The sequence below is a fragment of the Clostridium sp. BL-8 genome (assembly GCF_002006495.1).
Taxonomy (GTDB): Bacteria; Bacillota; Clostridia; order Clostridiales; family Clostridiaceae; genus Clostridium.
The window spans coordinates 1-17,635 of the sequence record NZ_LZZL01000097.1 but is presented as its reverse complement, the minus strand read 5'-3'; the positions used below and the strand labels follow the sequence as shown (position 1 = coordinate 17,635).

Annotated in this window: 13 protein-coding genes, 1 riboswitch and 1 other annotated feature; of the genes, 4 read left to right on the top strand and 9 right to left on the bottom strand. The window is 28.0% G+C overall.

Annotation, left to right across the window (positions count from 1 at the left end):
• Positions 1–91 precede the first annotated feature (91 nt).
• The 3 genes from dut to CLOBL_RS23240 form a co-directional block, all read right to left on the bottom strand.
• The gene (gene dut / locus CLOBL_RS23250) at positions 92–532 is read right to left on the bottom strand and encodes a dUTP diphosphatase (RefSeq protein WP_077861196.1); all 441 of its coding nucleotides are present in this window, start codon (positions 530–532) and stop codon (positions 92–94) included.
• Between the two features lie 135 nt (positions 533–667).
• Positions 668–1,081 (bottom strand): prealbumin-like fold domain-containing protein, encoded by a 414-nt coding sequence (locus tag CLOBL_RS23245; RefSeq protein WP_077861195.1) that lies wholly within the window; start codon positions 1,079–1,081, stop codon positions 668–670.
• Positions 1,082–1,169: 88 nt separating this feature from the next.
• On the bottom strand, positions 1,170–6,458 hold the full coding sequence (locus tag CLOBL_RS23240; RefSeq protein ID WP_077861194.1) for a diguanylate cyclase: 5,289 nt from the start codon (positions 6,456–6,458) through the stop codon (positions 1,170–1,172).
• Positions 6,459–6,717: 259 nt separating this feature from the next.
• Between CLOBL_RS23240 and CLOBL_RS23235 the strand changes: the two genes are divergently transcribed.
• Complete coding sequence (locus CLOBL_RS23235; protein WP_077861193.1) at positions 6,718–7,434, top strand: polysaccharide deacetylase family protein; 717 nt, start codon at positions 6,718–6,720, stop codon at positions 7,432–7,434.
• Between the two features lie 138 nt (positions 7,435–7,572).
• On the opposite strand, the gene CLOBL_RS23230 is transcribed toward CLOBL_RS23235, so the two are convergent.
• From CLOBL_RS23230 to thiF, 5 genes are all read right to left on the bottom strand, one after another.
• On the bottom strand, positions 7,573–8,094 hold the full coding sequence (locus CLOBL_RS23230) for a tryptophan transporter (RefSeq protein WP_077861192.1): 522 nt from the start codon (positions 8,092–8,094) through the stop codon (positions 7,573–7,575).
• Between the two features lie 120 nt (positions 8,095–8,214).
• Positions 8,215–8,447 (bottom strand) — a binding site (T-box leader).
• A 320-nt stretch (positions 8,448–8,767) separates the two neighbouring features.
• Positions 8,768–8,956, bottom strand: coding sequence for a DUF4250 domain-containing protein (locus CLOBL_RS23225; RefSeq protein ID WP_077861197.1), 189 nt, complete (start codon positions 8,954–8,956; stop codon positions 8,768–8,770).
• A gap of 83 nt (positions 8,957–9,039) precedes the next feature.
• A complete protein-coding gene (locus tag CLOBL_RS23220; RefSeq protein WP_077861191.1) occupies positions 9,040–9,906 on the bottom strand; it encodes an ATP-binding protein in 867 nt (288 codons plus the stop codon).
• Between the two features lie 233 nt (positions 9,907–10,139).
• Entirely contained in the window at positions 10,140–10,790 is a 651-nt protein-coding gene (locus CLOBL_RS23215) for a thiamine phosphate synthase (protein WP_077861190.1), read from the bottom strand.
• 217 nt (positions 10,791–11,007) lie between these two features.
• Positions 11,008–11,814 carry a sulfur carrier protein ThiS adenylyltransferase ThiF gene (thiF, locus tag CLOBL_RS23210; RefSeq protein WP_077861189.1) on the bottom strand — a complete coding sequence of 269 codons (807 nt, stop codon included), beginning with the start codon at positions 11,812–11,814 and terminating at the stop codon, positions 11,008–11,010.
• A gap of 185 nt (positions 11,815–11,999) precedes the next feature.
• A riboswitch (TPP riboswitch) is annotated at positions 12,000–12,109 on the bottom strand.
• Between the two features lie 216 nt (positions 12,110–12,325).
• Between thiF and CLOBL_RS23205 the strand changes: the two genes are divergently transcribed.
• The 3 genes from CLOBL_RS23205 (at position 12,326) to CLOBL_RS23195 (ending at position 14,361) form a co-directional block, all read left to right on the top strand.
• Entirely contained in the window at positions 12,326–12,550 is a 225-nt protein-coding gene (locus CLOBL_RS23205; RefSeq protein ID WP_009172451.1) for a PspC domain-containing protein, read from the top strand.
• A 141-nt stretch (positions 12,551–12,691) separates the two neighbouring features.
• A complete protein-coding gene (locus CLOBL_RS23200) occupies positions 12,692–13,282 on the top strand; it encodes an ECF transporter S component (RefSeq protein WP_009172452.1) in 591 nt (196 codons plus the stop codon).
• Between the two features lie 110 nt (positions 13,283–13,392).
• Positions 13,393–14,361, top strand: coding sequence for a P1 family peptidase (locus tag CLOBL_RS23195; RefSeq protein WP_077861188.1), 969 nt, complete (start codon positions 13,393–13,395; stop codon positions 14,359–14,361).
• Positions 14,362–14,422: 61 nt separating this feature from the next.
• On the opposite strand, the gene clpB is transcribed toward CLOBL_RS23195, so the two are convergent.
• Positions 14,423–17,032, bottom strand: a complete 2,610-nt coding sequence (gene clpB, locus CLOBL_RS23190) for an ATP-dependent chaperone ClpB (protein ID WP_077861187.1) — start codon at positions 17,030–17,032, stop codon at positions 14,423–14,425.
• Positions 17,033–17,635 lie beyond the last annotated feature (603 nt).

Below are 17,635 nucleotides of genomic sequence, written 5' to 3'. Positions count from 1 at the left end.
CAACCTGCAGCTTAGAACCTTCAGCGACATTTTTATAGTTTTTCGGAATAAAAATATTTATGATTTCGGTAAACTACCACTTAACTATAGCTTATCTTGTTCCTGAAGATCCGAAGCCATTTTCACTTCTTTCGCTGTCTGACAATTCAGATGTTTCTACAATATTAACTTTAAATACTGGTTTTATGACCATTTGAGCTATTTTCATTCCTTGTTCTACTTTAAAAACTTCATTGCTATGATTAATTAAAATAACTCCTATTTCTCCTCTATATCCCTCATCTATTGTCCCTGGGCTGTTTAATGTTGTTATGCCATTTTTTAATGCTAAACCACTTCTTGGTCTTATTTGAGCTTCTGTATTAGCTGGTAATTCTATTTGTATTCCTGTATGTATTAATCCTCTTTCTCCAGGATTTAAAACTAGTTCTTCCACTGAATATAAATCCAATCCTGCATCTCCTTCATGAGCATAATTGGGTATTATTGCTTTGTCATGAATTCTTTTTATCTTTAATATATAATTGTTCATTTTAACACCTACTTTTAAAATTTATACTATTTATGATTATATCTTAATTTACATATAAAAATCTACTATCTAAATAGTATATATAAAGGCTATATCTAAGAAAAAATCATAATCTTAAATATAGCCTTTGCATAGTTATATACAATGTTTATGTTTATTAGGTGATATATTATTTTTTATTTTATTAACTACCACAACTTTTTGCTTTTTATTATTGTTATCTATAATTATTTCATTCCAACTAATGTATTTAGGTTTTTCAAAATACTTTTTATCTATAATTTCTATTATTCGATAACAACCTTCTTCAACTCTAGAAAAAATAACCTTACCTTCCTCATTGGTCACTTTAGACTCAATTAAAACCGGAGATAATCCATTTATCTTATATAGGTTAATTTTTACTCCTTGCAAATATTCATTTTCTCCACATTCTAGGATTGATATAACTATAATTTCACCGCTATTAAGAACTTTAGCTTCTTCATTTTGCTCTGACATTATATCAGTAATATTTTCATTATTCTCTTTAGAAGTGGTATCACTCATAAGAAATTCCTCTTCAAATATTATTTCTCTTTTAATATAATATGATAAAAAATCTCTTATGTGATTATGATTTTGATATTTCTAAGATTTATGTTAAAAATATTGGAGTACCTACTTCTGCAAAGCAATTTAACAAGTTATATTCATTACATCCAAACTCTTTTTTATTCACTGGGATAGAAAGATATACAACACTCAAAATGCGTCCATTACATACTATGGGAACTATGCAGATAGACTTCCATTCTGGCATACCATATTGATTATAGTTTCCCATTGTCTCCCAATCAATTAAATACATTCCCTTTTCTTCTTCAATAACTTTATAAATTAAATTCCAATTAAACTTTTCAGTTGTATACCACCCATCTTCATTTCTAAGTTTACTATAATTATTAATTATTTTCTTATCTTTAACCTCAAATACCGTAGCTATTTCGCATTCAATTACCTGCATCACTTTTGAAATAAATATATATATTTTGTCTATTTTATCCCCTTTGTATTTAACTAAATTAGCTACCCCTTTAAGATCTAATGCAAAACTATAATCTTTTGCCATATTACCTGATAATACTCCTGCTAGCTCATTATTAATATTACGACTGATGCTTTCCTCCTTTTCCCAAAGCACATATCTATTTTTACCTTCATTTTTTGCTTTATATAAAGCCTGGTCTGCTCTTCCTATCATTTCATCACTGCTTAATAATTCATTAACGCTCATTGCTATTCCAATACTTATGGTAACATTTCTCTTATCACCTAAAATTTTCGCTTCTTCAACATTAAGCCTAATATTTTCTGCCTTTCTAATTGCTTCATCTTCATTGATATCTGGACAAAGTATTATAAATTCTTCTCCACCGTATCTTCCAATAATGTCATCCTTGCCAATACACTTCTTCACTTCTTTTACAAGCCTGACTAACACTTCATCTCCTGTTTGATGTCCATATGTGTCATTTATTCCTTTGAAGTCATCAATATCAAACATCATAACAGCAAATTTACTTTCTTCTAACTTTTCCTTATCTAATAAGAAAAGCAAAACTTCTTCAAAATATTTTCTATTATATACCTCTGTAAGCTTATCTAATGCAGAGTTTATTGTTAGATAATATTTCTCTAATAAAAATATTAAAAATGGCTTAAATTTTTCTATAATTATTTTAGATTGATTATTAATATAATTAATTGCATTATCTGCAATTAGAATTAATCTTGCATTAACTCCCCGTCTATTATTCATGGTTTCTTCCCTATTTATAATTTTCATATACATGCAAGACTTTATTCCATCTTTTAATATCTTATTATCTAGCTGATAGAACCTAGTATCATTATTACAAATAATAAAAACATCTTCTTCTGTATCAACTTTTAATGAAAAATACTTATTAATTTCATTCTTATCATTAATTCTATAGGTGCATATGATATCATTTCCACCTTCATTACTTTCTGTAATAATCATCGCCTTATCTGCCAAAACCAATCTGGATATATATTTAATTATATTTTCCATATTTTTAATTGTGTCGCCTGAAAATTGTTCGAACACTTTAAATGCATCATTTAAATCATTATAATAGCATTTTTCATATAAGCTTTGCGCCAGCTTAAAAAATTCTTCATTTTTTAATATATTTTCTAAATTTAATTCCATTAAAATTCTACTTATCTCTTCAGTATTTTTTATAAAATGAGTCTCTTTAAAACTTATTCTCATATTTAAATCATAGTTTAAACATCTTGCAAATAAGCTGCGAAGCTTCAACAAATCACTATTATTTATATATGATAATTTATCATATTCTGGTAATGAATTAATTACATCCATATGCAAAGATATAGCCTCATAATAATAGTTAATTGCTAAATCATAACATTTAAGTTCATTATATTTTTTTCCAACTGCAGCATATAAATCTGCCTTAGTCTCTTGATTGCTAATAAATGCACATACCTTTAAAGCTTTGTTAATAAGAAAATTATAACAATTTTTATCTTTTAAGTTAAACTCTAAGTATATATAAACTCCTTCTACATTATAATCTCTAGGGTATTCTTTAATTTTAAAAAACAGCTCCTTGGCTAATTCTTTATATCCAAGGTTCAATATTCTTTTAATTGCACTTAGCCTTATTTCAAGTCCAACATCCGGTTTATTAAGTAATTCAATTTTATTATTTAACTTACTATATACATTTTTAATATCCTCATCACACTTACATTTATATAATATGAGCTCATAATATTTGCATATCATAACTTTATGATAAAAATTATTAGTATTAAATATTAAACCGTATACTTCTTTTAAATAGTCATATGCCATATCATAATTACAAACTAATAAATTATATAGTGCATATGTATAATTAAAACTTATAATTTGTTCTTCTGGCAGCTTAATCGCTTTTTGCATTTGCCTAATCATATTATAGTATTTTACTGCTAAATTAATTTTTCCAGACTTTATATATATCATGCAAAGTTCATTACAAATATTAAAAGAATAAAAATTTATTCCTTCTTCTTTTTCCCTTTCTAATGCTTTTAAAAGATACTTCTCTGCATCAATATACTTTCCCTTTTGTCTATATATATTTGCAATATATATTAAACTGAGTATCTCTTTCTTATAAACCTTATGTTTATTACTTAATCTGCTTAGCTCTAAATATTTTATTAAAATTACTTCATCTTCTTCTCGCTCTTCTTTAGAGAGTTCCACATACTTTAACCTTGCAAATAGCTGTCCATTAATATTATTGTTTTTTGTAAATATGTCTGTAGCATATAGATATAACTTTTTAGCTTCTTCATAATTTTCTTTTCTTGCATACATCTTAGCTGTTACAGTTATTATCCATCCATATATATCTTCTCTTATTTTGTTCTCCTCACATAATTTTTTTGCTCTCTCTACATTTTCTAAAGCTAAATCATAGTTATACTCTAATATATATTTTAATGAAATTGCATAATAATAGTAAATCTCACCTTTAGGATAATAAATTTTATCTAGTAATCTTCTTACACAGCTAAGCGCATAATCAATTCCCGTATCGGTATCTGTAATATCATTAAGCTTTATAATTATCATTTCAAGTAATGTATACAGTTCAATCTCAAGTTCATCATTTTGTATTGCATATACATTTGCTTTTTCAAAATATTCAAAGCTTTTTTCATGCTCTGAATTCTTTTCATATAACTCAGCTATACATATGGCTGCTTCACTTTTGCCTAAGTTACATGGATACTTTAATATTTTTTCATAATACATTTTTGATTTCAATGAATCTCCCGAAATCTCTTGTACTTTTGCATATTTTATAGCATAAAAATACGCTTTCTCATAATTCTTACTTTTTTCCAATTGTAATAAAAATTCTTCTATATAATAATCTGTTTCATATAAAACTTCTTCCATAAATTCAGATGCTTTACAATGCATCTCCATTCTTTCTTCTTCATGTAATTTTAAATAAAGCATATTCCTTAATAAATCATTAGAAAATCCTACAAGTATGCCTTGATCACATATTTTATCAATTAAATATTTTTTAGATTTTAATTTTTTATAAACTTCTTCCTCAAAGTCTTTTATTACATATTTTAATATTATTTTTTCAGATAATGGTGCTTCGAAAATAGACATTTTTTTTAAAACTCTTACTTCTCTTCTCTCTAAAGAAGACAAACTCATTTCTAATCTTTTTTCCAAGGCTCTTGGTATTAATATGTCTTTTACTCTGATTTTTGTCTTCCACTCTCCAGTATTTTCATCAAAATATAAATTTTTATTCTCATATAATTCTTTTATTACGCTGCTTATATATTGAGGATTTCCTAGTGTCTCAGAATATATTTTTACAACTAGTTTATTAATCCCTTTATTGGTATTTAGCATTCCTTTAATCATTTTATCAGTATTGTATTGATTAAAATAATTTATTTTGTATTCCTCATATTGTTCTAATTCTTTAAGATTTTTAATGTATCTCAAAAAATTTATATCGCTTATAGTTTCATTCATAGTGAATACTATCATCACATTTTCTAAGTTATTACTAACCAAAGAAATATATCTTATAAATAACTTAAAAAACTCATTTTTTTGATCTAAATTATCTATCAATATAACTAAAGACCTAGTCATTGTATACTCATTTATAAACTTTCCAATTCTATTAATCAGCTGAAGTTTTTGCTTATTTTCACAATTACTATGGTCTTTATCACTTAACATTAATATAAATTTTTTTATATAAACCTCGTATTTATCTCTTAAACTTTTGTCGGCTTTTTTAAAAAAAGATTTCAAGAGATCATTATATATACTATTTTCACTTCCACCACTGACTTCCGAATCATGGACATATATATAATCTTTAAAATACTTGTTTTCTATACGATACTTAATCTCCTGTAAGAATCTGCTCTTACCACTTCCATCTTCTCCTCTAAAAGCTATTATTTTATATTTTTCTTTATTCTCAAGTATTTTTTGGAAGTTTTTTTCTACTATCTTTATCTCTTCTTCCATCCCAATCATATCTAAATCAGTTTGAAGTTTATTTAATGCATCCTTAATAAAGATTTTATAATTTTTATGCATTCTGTCATTAATATCTTTTATAAAATATTTAAGCTTAAAATACTTATTTATTGTATTAACTTGATTGTATGTCTTTTTTATATGTTTTAATTCTTTTAGATTATCTTCAATTTCTTCATCTGTGAATATTTCATTGAATAAATTTATAACTTGTCCAATATTATCTTTTTGAAGACTTCCTTCATTTCTATTCTCATAGTTATATTGATAAGGTAATGCATTTACGGATGAATTTAATAAGTTAAACTTTCTCAGTTCATTTTGCAATAAGTTTTTTATTTTTATTCTAATACCTGTTTTATAATCAGAGATTAGCATTATATCTCTTAATGTAATATTTTCAAAAATATACCCTTGCATATTTAGTGTATTTACAGCCGCACATAATTCCATTAATATATCAAGTTTTTTATTTGAAGTGCATTCCTTAAAATACACCTGAATATCCGCTTTAAGTGGGACATATTCCATTAAGTACCCATATTGAGGCTTATCTAATTTTATACCATTTAGACTATAAATTATTTCAATTCTAATTATATTAACAATATAATCAAAATTTAAATTCTTAATTGTCCTAAATCTGCTCAACAAATACTCTCTTGTTTTTTCATATGTAAAATTATTCTTTAAAACACATAATATATACCTCTCATTTTTTTCAGAGTCTAATACAAGGTAATTTAAAAAATTTTCTTCAATATTCAATTCCTGTTCAATTAGATATTTATTATTAACAGTTTTCAATATTAATTCATCCCTTTTCCATATGAATATTGCTTATCTATTTATTTATAGTATACCATTTTTTAACATTATACCAGAGTATATTATTTTTAAATTTAATTTATTTCATTATTTTTTTATTTCTATTACATATATATCTTATTTTACCAAATCGTTTTACATTAAATTATTTACTTATCAGGATATTTTCTTTTCTTATAATATAAATTTAATTGAAGGACATAATATTCTTATACAAAATATTTATGAAGGTGATTATATGAATTCAAACTTTTTTAAAAAAATCATTCTATTTACATTAATAATTACAACTCTTATTAGTTATTCAAATTTTACAATTTTTAATGTTTATGCCGATGAAACAAAAGTTATTTATTTAACGTTTGACGATGGTCCTGCTGGAAAAGTCACAAAAAATGTTTTAGATATACTGAAAAATGAGTCTGTTCACGCAACTTTCTTTCTGATTGGAGAACAAATTAAGGGTCAGGAAGACTTGGTTAAGAGAATGTATGATGAAGGCCATGCATTAGGACTTCATAGCATGAGTCATAAACGAAGCCGCCTTTATTCATCTAATGAAATATTTCTGCAAGAAATGCTAGACACTCAAGAAGCGGTTAATTCTATAGTCGGCTTTAAACCTACTATTTTAAGATTTCCTTTTGGCTGCAATAATAACTGTTATAAACTCTCTCAATCTATGGTTGATTTATTACATAAAAATAATCTAAAAATTTATGATTGGAATACTGATAGTGGAGATGGTGCACATCCTGGTTCCAGTCCTAGTGTATTTATAAAAAATTCAAAGAGCAATAAGAGTCCTGTCGTACTATTAATGCATTGCGCATATATGAGTAAAAACTCTGTAAAAGCTCTTCCTGAAATAATTAAATATTACAAAGATAATGGATATGAATTTAAGATAATAGATGAAAATACCCCTGAGGAATTTCATTTTATAAAGAAATAATAAGGCACTATAAAATAAATAACAAGTCCACTTGCAAGGCTATTTTAGACTTGTTATTTATTTTCATGTGCCTAACTAAAAAAGGAAAATGCTCCTTCATCTCATAGGATACATTTTCCTTTATATTGTCTAAAAATCCTATTGTATTGCGTAACTTCCGTTAGATACTGCAATTTTTTCAACTATTTTAAATATAATAATTCCTAACACTGTATTAACTGCTGCTGTTGGAATAACTGTAAATACAAATATAGTTCCAACCGAAAATCCTGCAGGTAATCCTGCTATAGTTGCTAATGCCGCTATGAATGTGGCTCCACTTACTAAAGTACCTAAAGGTAATAATATTGATATTTGTCTTAATTTGCTGATCTTATTTCTTAATGGCATTAATATTAAAAACGCAACATTACATGTTACAAATTTATCAATAATATTAGGCACTAGACCTCCTGGTGTTTTAGTTGTAAGGGCTGCAAAAATTCCTATAATGATACCACATATTAATGTAGTCTTATAATCTTTATTAAATACTACTATCATAAATAGCATTGCCAGTGAAAGATCTGCTTGTATTCCAACTATTGGTGGTGTAATTTGATGTAGTATTGCTCCAATTGCTATTAAAATTGCATTAGTTACCATTCTTTTTGTATTCATTTCAAATATCCCCCTGCTAATTTTTATTTTTATTTATTGCTATATTAAAATTCTTTCCTTTCACAACATAATCATCACACCCCATTATAAAAAAGTATAAAAAAAACTCCGTCCTATTGTAAATAGGACGGAGATTATCCGCGTTGCCACCTAAATTGCACAAAATGCCTCTCATTTCAGATACTAACATATCTTATTCGCTATAACGTGCGACTTACGGCTAAACTACTCTCAAAAGATTTCATATCGCTCCTCAAAGGCCCATTCATCACTAACTGCCGTACTGAAATCTCACCATCTTCAGCTCTCTTTAACATTGTCTCATGACTACTATCCCTTTTCAACGGATTTATTTTATACTTATATAATATACACTAGACTATTATTTGTCAATACATTTAAATAATTAAATAATTAGCTAATCTACCATTATTTATTTATGTTTTTAGATTTTTTATCATTAACTAATGATACTATCAAAGCTGCTGTTGCTGCTACAACAGTAATTATTTTTCCTGTCTTTTTTATTTGCATGTAACACCCTCCTAAGCTTTTTAACCTAAATATAAATACTATTATAGGCACATTAAAAAAAATCAATCCTTCTTAGCCTTTTTACCGTGCAAAAGAACATTCTCAGTAATCTTGAATTTATAATTTTCTATCCTGTACCTTATTTAAACTGATTTTCCTTTTCGACGTAGCTATATCCTACTTCTTCAAGTCTGATAACTATATCATCTTTGTTTAATTCCAAATCACTGCAAAGAAGATCAAGAGAAGAATATTGATCTCTTAATTTCATATTAATCATACTCAGCAGTATAATAGGATCTAGAATCTTTATTGAATCATTATCCATCACTCTTCACCCTCTTCTATCCGCATATTAACTATAATATAACATAAATCCCCAATTTAATAAATACCTTCACATATTCTCTTCTATTCCTCATCATAATAGTCTAAAAATGAATGTTTTTCCTCACCTTTTTGCCATCCTAATATAGAATCCATACTAACATTTTCTGCTGCCTTAAAAATAGATTTTTCTACTCCATTAAAATTTTTCTTTAATTCTTTAATTAAATCTTTTATTTCATATCTTTTGTTTCCTATTCGTTCCGCTGCAACCATACATGCACAGTTTAATGGCCATATTCCGCTATAATTTATAAATCTCTTTATATCTTCTTCTTCAATATAATACATTGGTCTTATTAACTCTAAGTTTTCAAAGTTTTTTGCCTTCAATTTAGGAAGCATTGTTTTAAAATTACCTCCATATAGTATATTCAGCATAGTTGTTTCAATTACATCATTGTAATGATGACCTAACGCAAGCTTATTGCATCCAAATTCCTGTGCTTTAGCATAAAGAGATCCCCTTCTCATTCTTGCACACAAATAACACGGGTAATCTTTAGCCATTTTATCAACTACATCAAAAATACCAGATTCATATATATGAATTGGAATATTCAAATGTTCACAGTTTTCTATTAATAATTTTTTTATATCTGGATGATAGCCTGGATCCATTGCTAAAAATACTAATTCAAACTTCACCTGACCATGTCTTTGCAATTCTTGAAATAATTTTGCCATTAATATACTATCTTTTCCTCCAGATATACCAACAGCAATCTTATCTCCTTCTTCAATTAAATTATAGTCTTTAACAGCTTTTATGAACTTACTCCATATATGTTTTCTATAACCCTTAATGATACTTTTTTCAATATCCTGTAGTGGTTTTTTCTCTCCCTCTGGTATAATCCTAGGGCATCCTTTTCCTGCAATTGTACTCATTATTTTATTTCTCCTTATTATATTAATAGCACTCAAATATTCATACTAATTATTTTATTTAAATTGTTAACTGAATAAAATTATCTTTACTTAAAAAGTTTATAATGAACATATAGAATTTACAAGTACTTTTGCAATTAGGCACATGAAAATAAATAACAGCTCAAAAGTTGCCTTGAATATTTTTCATCAGGAAAGTAGGTAAATTGACTTGTTATTTATTTGATTCTGCCTTATTTAATTATCTCCTCAATTAAGGCTTTAGGACTTTCAGCTTCCATAAGACTTGACATGATAGCAATTCCACCGGCCCCTGAATTTATTACTTCTTTAAAATTACTCTTATCTATTCCACCAAGGCCAATAACAGGAATATCTATTTCTTTAGAAAGCTTTTCTATTTCTTTAATCCCTCTAGGAGGAACTCCTTTCTTACAATCAGTCTCAAATACATGGCCATAAATAACATAATCTGCTCCCAAATTATAAGCTTGTATCCCTTCATCAAAACTATGTATTGAAACACCTATCATTTTATATTTCTTATATTCTTTCCCTCTAAATCTAAAATTATCCCCTGCTTCTTCCATACTTTTTAGATTTTCTGTGTAAAACTTCTCCTTAATACCTAAAAAATCTTTAAATGATAGTTGAATTCCATCTGCATTTACTCGTTCTGCTACCTCTTCATTTGAATTTATAATTACTTTTATATCAGTATTCTCAAGTTCCTTTTTTACTTTTAAAGCTGTTTCCAATAATTCTCCACTTTCTAAATCTTTTTCCCTTATCATTAAATAATTTATCTTCGATTTGGCTATTTTTCTTATTTGTTCATAAAAATCTAAACATAATTTTCTATTAGTTATTCCAATTATAATCATAACTTTATTTTCTCCTTACTATATATTTTCTTCAATATTTAAAACTTACAAAACATTTATATAATATGTTGAAAACACTAATTTATCTAAAATAATTAATTTTATAAGTTAAAAGTTAAAGGAAAAACATATAGAGTTTTCAAAATATTATTTTATAAATCTATTACTGCGATTTTATAACCAACTCATAACTTATAATTCATAACTGTAAGCTGCTTTAAACTTCTTCTTCGCCTAAAATCAGTCTAAGTGCCATGTTCGCTTCATGACAGGCTGCAATACCAACTCTAGGTGCCATCAATCCTTCATTTATTTTTGCTTCATTTTCAAAATCTCCACACATATATAATCTGGAGTTCATCTTTTTACTGACTATCAAATTATTAGAATAATAACCTGCCATACCTGATGCTGAAATTATTTTTGGTCTTTGAGTTTGAAGTAAAACTTCCCTTACTATCATGGCTTTATTTTCTGCTCCATCAAAGGCTTCAATTACTATATCCATGTCTTCAAATAATTCTTTAATATTATCAGGTCCTACACAAGCATCAATTTTTTGAACTTCTATAAATGGATTAATTTCATCAAGAATATCTTTTAAAGCATCACATTTCTTCATGCCAATATTCTTAATAAAATATTGCTGTCTATTTAAATTACTAGGTTCAACAACATCAAAGTCGATGATTTTCAAATGTCCAACACCAATTCGTCCAAGAGCCAGTGCTACTGTTGAACCAAGTCCTCCAAGCCCAGCAATCGCAACTTTAGCCTGCTTTACCTTTTCGTGCACTTTAGGTGTGTGCCTGCTTACCATTAAGGCTTCTAATTCCTCTTTACTTGGAATTTCTCCTCTCTTAATTAATGTAAGTTTGTCTCCTTCACTTAAAGCGTAATCTGATTTAATCGGAAATCCATTTAATATAACTATATCAGCATCACTTTTTATTTTATCTCTAATTTCAAATGCAGTAGCATCGTCCTTCTCCAAAACCTCTTTTTCATTTACTATTATTTTCAAAACTAGTCCCTCCTAAATTTAGTGTAATATATTTTACTTTTTATTTTTTAGTTCTTTTATTCTTGTTAAAATAACCTTTTTCATAAGTTATCCATAGATTTCACTTTATTATTAGTTCCTCGTAAAAAATAAAAAGAGACTCTTCTCTAGGAAAAGTCTTCTAAATTTCTATTTAATAAATAAATTAAATTTATTTATTGCTTCCCTACGGTGGTATTAGCCACATCAGGTTAAAAGAGTTAAAGCAAATACAGCTTTTCTCAGCCAATTTTATTTGGCACCCCTAGCCTCTATTCATTTTTACTTATTATATTAATTTTATATTATCATTTTATTAATAACAATTCAAATTATTTATATAGGAATAGCAGGTAAAGAAAACTTATTATTTTCTTATTTTTATATAAAGATATCCGAAACCTGCTATTAATTAAAAATTTCTGTGTTTATAATATATTTAACAATAGATCACCTTTATTAAAATTAGAATATAATTTGGAGGATAAATATAATGTTTGAAAATAAAAAACTATATAAAGATGTTTCAAGAAAAAAGATTTGCGGAGTACTTGTTGGGGTTTCTGATTATATAAGCGGAGATGTTACCTTAGTTCGCATATTGTTTATCTTATTATCTATAAAATTTCTTCCTGTCTGCATTGTAATCTACTTCATATGTGCACTCATTATGCCTGATAAACAAGACATCTTTAAGGATCAAAGTCCAAACCAATAACTTTCATTAAAATTATTGAACTTTTTTTCAAAAGTGGTAAAATACTAGATGTCGGTATTCCTTATAGAAACTGAACGGAAATTCGTATATAGATTTTTCCGAATTATATCCACATTACGGAATAAGAACGGAGGTATTTTAATGGAAAGAAGTAATATTAAACCAAAATTTTCAGTTAGACAGATAGCAATGATAGGTATGTTGTCTTCCATTTCTATTTTCTTAGGATTAACAGGATTAGGTTTTATTCCAATCCCACCTGTAAAAGCTACTATTATGCATATTCCTGTAATTATAGGTGCAATTGTTGAAGGTCCAATTGTAGGTGCTTTAGTTGGACTAGTCTTTGGATTATTTTCAATGTATCAAGCTTTTACAACTCCACTACCAACATCATTCCTTTTTTGGAATCCTATAATAGCTTTGATTCCTAGGATTTTAATTGGAGTTGTAGCATATTATGTGTATATTCTTTTAAAAAATGCAATTAAAAAACAGAGTATTAGTATAGGTATTGCCGCATTATGTGCGACTTTAACAAATACAATCGGAGTTTTAGGATTAGCCTATTTAATCTACTTAGATAGATATTCAGCTGCTCTTGGAATAGATAGAGCAATTGCCGGAACTACTATTGCTACAATCGGAGTCACAAACGGAATTCCAGAAGCCATAGTAAGTGCTGTAATATGTATTCCTGTTATAGTTGCTATACAAAAAATGAAAAAATAATGTAATAATATTTAATTATTACTCTTTAATGATGACCAATGATTTTAATTAACTTTATTATCCTTGGTCCTTTATTTATACATAGTTTTATTATAAGGAGCATTTTATTTATGAAAGAAATAAAGTTTTGTGATATAGATGGGATTAAGCTTGGTCATGCTGAAAATAGAGAAGGTGGTACTGGATGCTCAGTTATTATATGTGAAAAAGGTGCAACTGGTGGTGTTGATGTTCGTGGTGGGGCACCTGGAACTCGTGAAACTGATTTGCTTGATCCAATGGAAATGGTAGATAAAATTCATGCTGTAGTTTTATCTGGAGGAAGTGCTTTCGGATTAGATGCTGCCTCTGGCGTAATGGAATATTTAGAAAAGAAAGATATAGGCTTTGATGTAACTGTTGCTAAAGTTCCAATTGTATGTGAAGCTGTTTTATTCGATTTAGCCTTTGGTGATCCAAAAATAAGACCTGATAAAGAAATGGGATTTAAAGCATGTATTAATTCAGAAATCTATACTGATGATATAAATGGAAATATCGGTGCAGGATACGGTGCAACTGTAGGTAAATTTCTAGGTCCTGATTACTCTATGAAAGGTGGACTTGGAACCTATGCAATAAAAGTCGGCGAGCTTGAAGTTGGTGCCATAGTAGCTGTAAATTGCTTAGGTGATGTAATTGATCCTTCTAACCTTAGCATTATTGCCGGTGCATATGATAGTAAAAATAAAGTATTTTTAGATACTGAACGTTTAATTCTTGAAAATTTTCAAAATCCCAAAAATCCATTTAAGGGAAACACAACCATAGGTCTTATAGTAACAAATGCAGATTTCACAAAAGCTGAAGCAAATAAAGTAGCTTCAATGGCTCATAATGGTTATGGAAGAACCATGAGACCTGCTCACACAATGTTTGATGGAGATACTATATTTACAATGTCAACAAATAAAGTTAAGTGTGATGTTACAACTGTCGGAATGTTAGCTGCTAAAGTCATGGAAAAAGCTATAATCCGTGGCGTTAAATCTGCACAGGGATTATTTAATGTTCCTAGTTTTTCAGATATAAATAATTAGTCAAAAATTTAATCAGGTTATTTAAAACAACAGCGTTTTAAATAACCTGATTAATTATATATTATTGATTTTTTAATGATATTGGTGTTATTACAATTTCATCACCATTTCTATCAATTCTAACCTTTGAACCGTAAGTTAATTCACCTTTTATTATCATCCTTGCAAGTCTGTTTTCTAAGGTGTTTTGAATATATCTCTTAAGTGGTCTTGCTCCATAGACTACATCATAGCCTTCTCTCGCCATTATTGTTTCAGCTTCATCTGTAACTTCTATTTCTATATTCTTATCTTTCAATCTTGAACTTACATCTTTTAAGAATATATCTATAATTTTCTTTATGCCAATTTCAGTCAATGGTTTAAACATTATAGTATCATCTACTCTATTTAAAAATTCTGGTTTAAATCTTGATTTTAGAACACTCATTACCTTTGTTTTAATTTCTTCTTCAACATGATTTTCATTTTTATTTTCTAGCAAGTATTCACTTCCAATGTTTGAAGTCATAATTATTATAGTATTCTTAAAATCAACTGTTTTACCTTTGTTATCAGTTAATCTACCATCATCTAATATTTGAAGGAATATATTAAATACATCTTCATGTGCTTTTTCAATTTCATCAAATAAAATTACACTGTATGGTTTTCTTCTTACTGCTTCAGTTAATTGTCCTCCTTCATCATAACCTACATATCCTGGAGGCGCTCCAACTAACCTAGATACAGAATGTTTTTCCATATACTCTGACATATCTATACGAATAATGCTTTCTTCAGAATCAAATAAATTCCTAGCTAGAGTCTTTGCAAGCTCTGTTTTTCCTACACCTGTTGGTCCTAAAAATATGAACGAACCTATTGGCCTATTAACATCCTTAAGCCCTGCTCTTGCTCTAAGTATAGCATTAGTTACAGCTTCAACTGCTTCACCCTGCCCTATTACTCTCTTATTCATTTCTTCTTCTAATCTTAAAAGTTTCTCTCTTTCTCCTTCAAGTAAATTACTTACTGGAATTCCAGTCCATTTTGAAAGAACAGCTGACACTTCCTGTTCAGTAACTTCCTCTTTTAGCAAGGCTCCCTCATAATTATCTCGAAGTTCAATTTCTTTTTGCTTAATTTGCTCTTCTATCGCAGGAATTTTACTGTACTGAATTTCAGCAACTTTATTATAGTCAAAGTTTCTCTGAGCAGCTTCTATATCTCCCCTTGCATCGTCTAGCTGACTTTTTAAGGTTTTTATAGCCGTAATCTGCTCTTTCTCTTTTGTATATTTAGCAGTCATTTCATCATTTTTTTCTTTAAGCTCCGCAAGTTCTTTTTCAAGATCTTCTAATCTTTTTTGTGAGCCTTCATCCTTCTCTTTAACTAAAGCTTCTTTTTCAATTTCTAATTTGAATATCTTTCTTCTTATTACATCAAGCTCTGTTGGAAGCGAATCAATTTCTGATCTTATCATTGCTCCAGCTTCATCAATTAGATCAATTGCTTTGTCTGGCATATATCTGTCTTGAATGTATCTATCTGATAGTTTTGCTGCAGCTACTATTGCTGAATCATGAATTCTAATTCCGTGGTGAATTTCAAATCTTTCTTTTAATCCTCTAAGTATTGCTATTGTATCATCAACTGTAGGTTCATCAATAATTACTGGTTGAAACCTTCTTTCTAAGGCCTTATCCTTTTCAATATATTTTCTATATTCATCAAAGGTTGTAGCACCAATACAGTGAAGTTCTCCTCTTGCAAGTAATGGCTTTATCAAATTTCCAGCATCCATAGCTCCATCAGTTTTACCTGCTCCAACTATAGTGTGAATCTCATCAATAAATAATAGTATTCTACCTTCACTGCTTTGAACTTCTTTTAATACTGCTTTTAATCTTTCTTCAAATTCACCTCTATACTTTGCTCCAGCTATTAATGATCCCATATCTAATGAGAAGATGATTTTATCTTTTAAGCCTTCTGGAACATCACCTCTTACTATCCTTTCAGCTAATCCTTCAATAATTGCTGTCTTACCAACTCCAGGTTCTCCTATCAATACTGGATTATTTTTTGTTCTCCTAGAAAGGATTCTTATAGTTCTTCTTATTTCTTCATCTCTTCCTATAACAGGATCAAGTTTATGCTTTTTAGCAAGGTCAACTAGGTTAGTTCCATATTTAGCTAAAGCATCATATGTTCCTTCTGGATCTTGTGTCTCAACTCTTTGATTTCCTCTCACTTCTGAAAGAACTTTCAAAAAATTATCTTTAGTTATACCATAATCCTTTAATATTTTTGAGATCTGGCTATTCTTTCCTACCTCCATGATAGCAAGCATTAAATGTTCAACACTTACATATGAATCCTCAAATTGCTTTGAAAATTCTTCTGCTTTAATTAAGGCTTCTTCTATTTTTCTAGTAATATATACATTACCAATACCTTCTCCTTGAACTTTAGGCATGGAATCCAATTCTTTATTTATAGAATCTTTTATATTCTTCATAGGTACGCCCATTTTAGTAAAAATATTTGGCACCAATCCATCATCTTGTTCTACTAAAGCTGAAAAAAGATGAATTAAATCTATTTGTTGATGATTGAATTTAACTGCTATAGCATTAGCGTCATTTAATGCCTGCTGTACCCTTAATGTCATTTTATCAATATTCATATCTATTCCTCCAATCTTATAAATAAACAAATCAAGAATTGATTTATTACTTGCAATTTTTAGATTATACTACTTACAGTTATAACTTATGATTTAAAAACGAAGTTACATTGTATGCACAATTTAACTAAGTTCGAGAACCCAAATATAAAATTTGGACTCTCACTTATCCATGCTATAAACTGTGTACTGCTAATTGTAAACTGTTTATAGTTTTTCTTCTGTATATATAATAATACATTGGTCAAAGAAAGTCAAAGTGTATTTGAGATTAATTTATTTTTTTCAATAAAATAAAAATGATAGGTTACTTTCTTCATAACTTAATAATATAAAATTATCATCTCATATTATTAATAAGTTATGTTCAATCTAACCTATCACGTAAAGTTCTATAAAATTTCTTTCTCTCACAATATATATTTAACGAGAGCTTACACTAACAAGGCACATGAAAATAAATAACGAGTCCAAAATAGCCTTTGCGAGCGGACTTGTTATTTATTTGATAGTGACTAATTATATAACTACTATTAAATTTTCTTATCGACAAATTGCAATAACAAATTGAACTAATTTCTATTTATGACTTAAACATTTGTA

Bases quoted from the DNA above. Each gene is read 5' to 3' on its own strand.
- CLOBL_RS23225 (WP_077861197.1), bottom strand. From the start codon at position 8,956: ATGGATAATGATTCAATAAAGATTCTAGATCCTATTATACTGCTGAGT.
- CLOBL_RS23220 (WP_077861191.1), bottom strand. From the start codon at position 9,906: ATGAGTACAATTGCAGGAAAAGGATGCCCTAGGATTATACCAGAGGGA.
- CLOBL_RS23195 (WP_077861188.1), top strand. From the start codon at position 13,393: ATGAAAGAAATAAAGTTTTGTGATATAGATGGGATTAAGCTTGGTCAT.
- CLOBL_RS23215 (WP_077861190.1), bottom strand. From the start codon at position 10,790: ATGATTATAATTGGAATAACTAATAGAAAATTATGTTTAGATTTTTAT.
- clpB (WP_077861187.1), bottom strand. From the start codon at position 17,032: ATGAATATTGATAAAATGACATTAAGGGTACAGCAGGCATTAAATGAC.
- CLOBL_RS23230 (WP_077861192.1), bottom strand. From the start codon at position 8,094: ATGAATACAAAAAGAATGGTAACTAATGCAATTTTAATAGCAATTGGA.
- CLOBL_RS23235 (WP_077861193.1), top strand. From the start codon at position 6,718: ATGAATTCAAACTTTTTTAAAAAAATCATTCTATTTACATTAATAATT.
- CLOBL_RS23245 (WP_077861195.1), bottom strand. From the start codon at position 1,081: ATGAGTGATACCACTTCTAAAGAGAATAATGAAAATATTACTGATATA.
- CLOBL_RS23200 (WP_009172452.1), top strand. From the start codon at position 12,692: ATGGAAAGAAGTAATATTAAACCAAAATTTTCAGTTAGACAGATAGCA.
- CLOBL_RS23205 (WP_009172451.1), top strand. From the start codon at position 12,326: ATGTTTGAAAATAAAAAACTATATAAAGATGTTTCAAGAAAAAAGATT.
- dut (WP_077861196.1), bottom strand. From the start codon at position 532: ATGAACAATTATATATTAAAGATAAAAAGAATTCATGACAAAGCAATA.